This is a genomic window from Paenibacillus sp. FSL P4-0184, from assembly GCF_038004625.1.
In the GTDB taxonomy this organism is placed as follows: Bacteria; Bacillota; Bacilli; order Paenibacillales; family Paenibacillaceae; genus Paenibacillus_AQ.
Map to the genome: position 1 here is coordinate 1 of NZ_JBBORN010000005.1, position 4,919 is coordinate 4,919.

The 4,919-nt window shown below is 34.3% G+C and carries 5 protein-coding genes; 1 reads left to right on the top strand and 4 read right to left on the bottom strand.

Annotated features, from left to right (window positions below; translation table 11 throughout):
- The 4 genes from MKY52_RS30300 to MKY52_RS30315 form a co-directional block, all read right to left on the bottom strand.
- Positions 1-626, bottom strand: a 626-nt coding sequence (locus MKY52_RS30300; RefSeq protein ID WP_341055727.1) for a nucleotidyltransferase domain-containing protein, incomplete at its 3' end; no start/stop codon positions are given.
- A 178-nt stretch (positions 627-804) separates the two neighbouring features.
- A complete protein-coding gene (locus MKY52_RS30305) occupies positions 805-1,362 on the bottom strand; it encodes a GNAT family N-acetyltransferase (RefSeq protein ID WP_341055728.1) in 558 nt (185 codons plus the stop codon).
- 357 nt (positions 1,363-1,719) lie between these two features.
- On the bottom strand, positions 1,720-3,576 hold the full coding sequence (locus MKY52_RS30310; RefSeq protein ID WP_341055730.1) for an alpha/beta fold hydrolase: 1,857 nt from the start codon (positions 3,574-3,576) through the stop codon (positions 1,720-1,722).
- Between the two features lie 57 nt (positions 3,577-3,633).
- Entirely contained in the window at positions 3,634-4,200 is a 567-nt protein-coding gene (locus MKY52_RS30315; protein WP_036130195.1) for a TetR/AcrR family transcriptional regulator, read from the bottom strand.
- A 304-nt stretch (positions 4,201-4,504) separates the two neighbouring features.
- Between MKY52_RS30315 and MKY52_RS30320 the strand changes: the two genes are divergently transcribed.
- On the top strand, positions 4,505-4,919 hold a 415-nt coding region (locus MKY52_RS30320; RefSeq protein ID WP_341055732.1), incomplete at its 3' end, for an MBL fold metallo-hydrolase.

Consider the following 4,919-nt stretch of genomic DNA (forward strand, 5'->3'; position numbering starts at 1 on the left):
GAGTCAATCTCACAATAGTTTAATATGGCATTCTTCATCTTAATAATGTCATCTTGCCATACACCTGTATCTTCTAAAACCAAAGAGTATAATGCACGAATTAATCTCTTAGAGTAACCTTTAATATATCTAGTTTTCATTGTGTTATCACTAGCATTAGAAAGTAAACTATGTATACGATCTACTTCCTCCTTGGTCTCTGTATTTAAGTTTAAAATGAACTCTGGAGAAATAATTATCGGTGGTACTTTTTCACCAACGTCATGACCATATATGCAAACACAAATTATCTTTACCCAAAAACCCCACTCATTTGGTTTACTTAATACATCGTCAATCGAGCAAATTATCGTATCAATCTTAGTTACTACTGGATATTCTTCCAAAAGCCTGTCTTTAATATTTGACAATCTTTCGTAATCAATATCTTTGGGATTTACACATACAATAGTAAAGTCTGCATCTGACTTAAAAGGTTTAGCAGTTCCTTTTGGAATCGAGCCACACATATAAATGCTATGAATCTTACCTTTAAATTCGGTAAGTATATTATCTATATACTTACCAACAAAATCCTTATATTCACTTTGTATTACAATTCTATTTATAACTTTTTCTAATATCATATAGACTCCTCCTAAACTAAGAACTTCTTTCGGCTAACGTCTTTTTGCGAACTTCGTAAATTCGTCATGACTTAAGTTATTCGCGAAATCATTCAACTATCCTGCCCTTTCGTTGAAGAAAGGCAGCCGATCGCGTTACTGACCGGCTGCCCCATCGTGTTTGAGCTAAAGTGTCCCGTTAGGTTAGCGAATTTCGCACTAGCCATTCCTCTTTAATAAGACCGTATATAACTCGGTCAAGGTATTGATTGTGCAGCAACTCGTAGTTTCGAATTACCCCTTCCTGAGTAAATCCTAGACGTTCTGGTATCGCCCTACTTTTGATGTTATTAGTTGCTGCTCCAATCTCAACCTTAGTTAAATGTAAATCATTAAAAGCATGTGTTATGAAGGTATTACAGGCCTTAGTCATAATACCTTTACCTTCAAATTTGGACCCTAACCAATAACCTATTTCAGTTCTTTTAGAATCCGGATCAATCCATAAATATCCTATTGATCCTACGATTTCTCCTTTATGCCAGATACCCGCCCAGTATCCATTATTATTTGCAAATCTACTTAAAGATCGATGAATAAAGGCCTTTGTATCATCAACTGTAATTGTTTTATCAGGAAACTCAAGCCAACTTTTTAAAGAATCACGACTACCATCAATTAAATCAAATAACTCTTGAGAATGTGTCTGCTGGAGAATAGATAGGTATGTCTGATCATCAATTATAGCTATGTACATAGAATAGCCCCCTCATTAAATCAGCCAAAATTTGGTTACACCTATCGTAACAAAATACAATTTTATAAGCTACCTTGAGAGCTGCCCGTTAGCTGAATAAAGGCAGCTGATCGCGTTGACTGACCGTAAGTATATTTCTTCACAAGGTAATTACATGCCATGCGTAAGGAGCAATACTTTGTTCAATTCGCATTTTACTACCTCAGGATACTGATATGTACGCTGTAATTGATTAGCTGTTAGATTCTTAAGTAAATATATCCAGCGTTCATGTAGACAATCTATTTTTTCAAACAGTACGACTTTATTTCAAAGACACAACGATCTTACTACACGCTTTTTATTTATCCCACACTCTCATCTGCTAGTACTACTATTTTTTATTACCAAATTAGCCGTTTCACTCGGATGGTTAAGAGGAAAATGATGACCATATGGAACAAAATCAACCTTACCAAGATGCGAAGGAGCAGAATAGCCTCTGTCATAATCCCCCCAAATAATGCGAAGATTATACTTTGTTACTTCATTGAAATCACCTTGATCGTTTTTCAATAGTAAACTGTTAAGCTGAACCGTAGTATTTAAAATTCTAGGAGAAGTAAAACTGTTACTTATTTTTTCAATATAATGTTTAGGGATGCTCTCAGTACTTTCAAATAAACCATTACTTAATAAATAACGCTCTATCAAATTAGTAGTTGCCAATTTCAATGTCCATTTGTTCATAAATTGAGGAACATTTATCGATTTTGCATTTTTTTTAGCAACAGGTGGCTGAAGTAAAGTAATTGTATACTTCTTATCTATGTACTTTTGTACTAATGCTTCCAAAAGAATATACGCACCAAATGAATGGCCAATTAGATGGGCACCATTAGTAGCTTTCTCCAATAACTTTTTCACTACATTCAAATAGATATTAAAAAGATTTTTCTCTCGTTTAAAAGGAGAACGTCCCAAACCTGGAAGGTCCATGATCCATACAGGTCGACCCGTTTTTTCATGAAGCTCTTTCCCTAAAGGAAATAAATCCTCTCCATCACTTAATAAACCATGTAATAAAATAAACGGTTTACCCTCTCCTTGTGATTGGTAAATGGTAGTATTATTACATAATGTTCGTTTAAATAAATGACTGTGCCGGCCATTTTGATACATCATGCGATAATCCAGATCAGCTATTACAGCTGGAAAAAATTTCATTACATTTGTCTCCTTAAACCAATCTTCTCCCATTATCTTTTTCGCTGAACCATTTGAAAATGTTCGATTTGTAATAAAGTTCAGCCCATCAGCAGGAATTTGGGTTATTTTGCTTCCCCCACTATTCATAAGTGCTTTCATAAATGGCAATGGGGCAGAAATTTTAGGTGCAGTCATATTCATACTTTCTGACATAGCATCTAATAATTCTGAAATATTCTGATCATGTTGTTTATCTTCAACAAGTGTATATGTTTGTATAGTTGGTTGCTCCAATCTGAAAACCTGCACAATGAACTTTGCTAGTTCATCATTTGCAATAAGTGGTAATCTATATTCCTTACCTCCAGGAATCACTGGCATGAGCCCTTTTCGCATACTCATCACAAGCAAGCCTAAGCCTCCTGTTTGCTCCGTACTCCCTGTTTTACTACTACCAACTACAGTTGGTGGATTAATTACTGAAAGCGGATAACCTACTGTTGATGCCTGCTGACGGATATAAAGATCTGCTAAAAACTTTGTTCTCTCATATGGATTTTTTATTTTCAAAAAATTGTTTCCTTCTTTAAACACATCTATCGCAATCTTGCTATTTTTATCATCAAAGGGACTCATATAGCCTACAACATGAATAAATTGTTGCAATCCCTTCAATTGATGAATATTTTTAGCGAATTCACTAATATGTTGGGCACCATTCAAAAATACGGAAGCTGCCTCTTTGCTTGTCGCTTGAATATCCATGGGGCCTCCTGCGTGAATAATCACATCTGTTTTCAATACCCACTCCTTATCTTCAGCACTTAAACCTAAGTCTATTTTCGTCAAATCACCTTCAATAAAGTGCATAACTGCCTCTTTTAAGATGCCTCTTTCTTGATAAATGCGTGTTGCTTTACTTTTCGATCTCACTAATAGAAGAATTGTAACATGCTCTTTGGCTAATTCCTTCACTAATTGCTTTCCAATAAAACCTGTTCCACCAGTTAAAAATACTGTTCTCATATAAATCCTCCTTTTAGTACTATTCAGTACTAATTTGATGTAAAAAAAATGCTTCTTTTATCGAAGCAAGTTAAAAAAATGATCTGCTGTTTTCATGATTACAGTTGCATCCTTCAGTGTTTCTGAAATAAATAGCGCTCCTTCAAGATTTGTAATAAAAAGAGATGCAACCTCGTCAATATTAATTGTCTTTCTAAATTCACCATTCTCTACCCCTTGTTTAAGTAATAGAGAAACTTTCGTTTGTAATCCTGCAAAAAAAAGACCTATTTTTTCTTTTACTTTTGTGGCATTTGTAGGGCTTTGAATATAAAGCGTAATAAATGGACAGCTCCCCTTATATTCTCTCGTCTGAACTCCTTGTGATAATTGCTTTAAAAACAGTTGGATACGATCTTCAACTAATAATTGGTTTTGAGATAGTAAGCCATCAATTGCAGATTGATACATTTCAATCCAATAATCAACGACCCCTTCCAACAATTCTTCCTTATTAGAGAAGTGATAATACACATTAGACTTTGAAACTTTGCTTACACGAACTAATTCATCCATGCTTGTATAAGCAAACCCTTTTTCTAAAAATAATGTTGCAGCTACTTCAATCACACGTTTTTGATTCATTAATTTCACCCTTGTCATAATTAGTACTGTACAGTACTATAAAAGGTGTTGCAAGTATTTTTGTTAGTTTAATAAAAAAAATTGATCAATAAAGCTATACGTTAATTGATTTTACTGCTAAAAATTAATCTCATTTTGAACAAAGTTGAACTGAACCCCAAAACTGTTTTGGATGGCTTGCAATTTTTCACTTGTGTTTTAACGCTAGGTTCATATATTTTTGAAAAGAAAACAAATATGTTTTTTTGGAAGATACATACGAATTTATTTTTGTAGTCACTAAATTGTTTAGAGAGATGCTTTTATGCCCATTTCAGTACAGCATATTCGACATGCTACATCAATTATCTCAATAAATGGAAAACGATTACTGATTGATCCGATGTTGAGTGAAGCCGGTAAATTTTCACCTGTCCCTTTCACTAGAAATTATCACAGAAATCCATTGACTTCATTGACTGTTTCACTTCACATTTTCGAAGATGTAGATGCTATCCTTCTAACACATCGTCATTTTGATCATTGGGATACGAAATCTATATCCATCTTGAATAAGGAAACTCTTGTATTTTGTAGCCCTAGGGACCAAAGCTTTGTTCAAAAAGCTGGATTCAAGAAAATAATAGCAATTAATGACTATTATGAATGGGAAGGAATTCAAATGAGGAGAATTGAGGGACCGCATGCTCCTGGCATTACTGGTAAGATACTCGGGACAG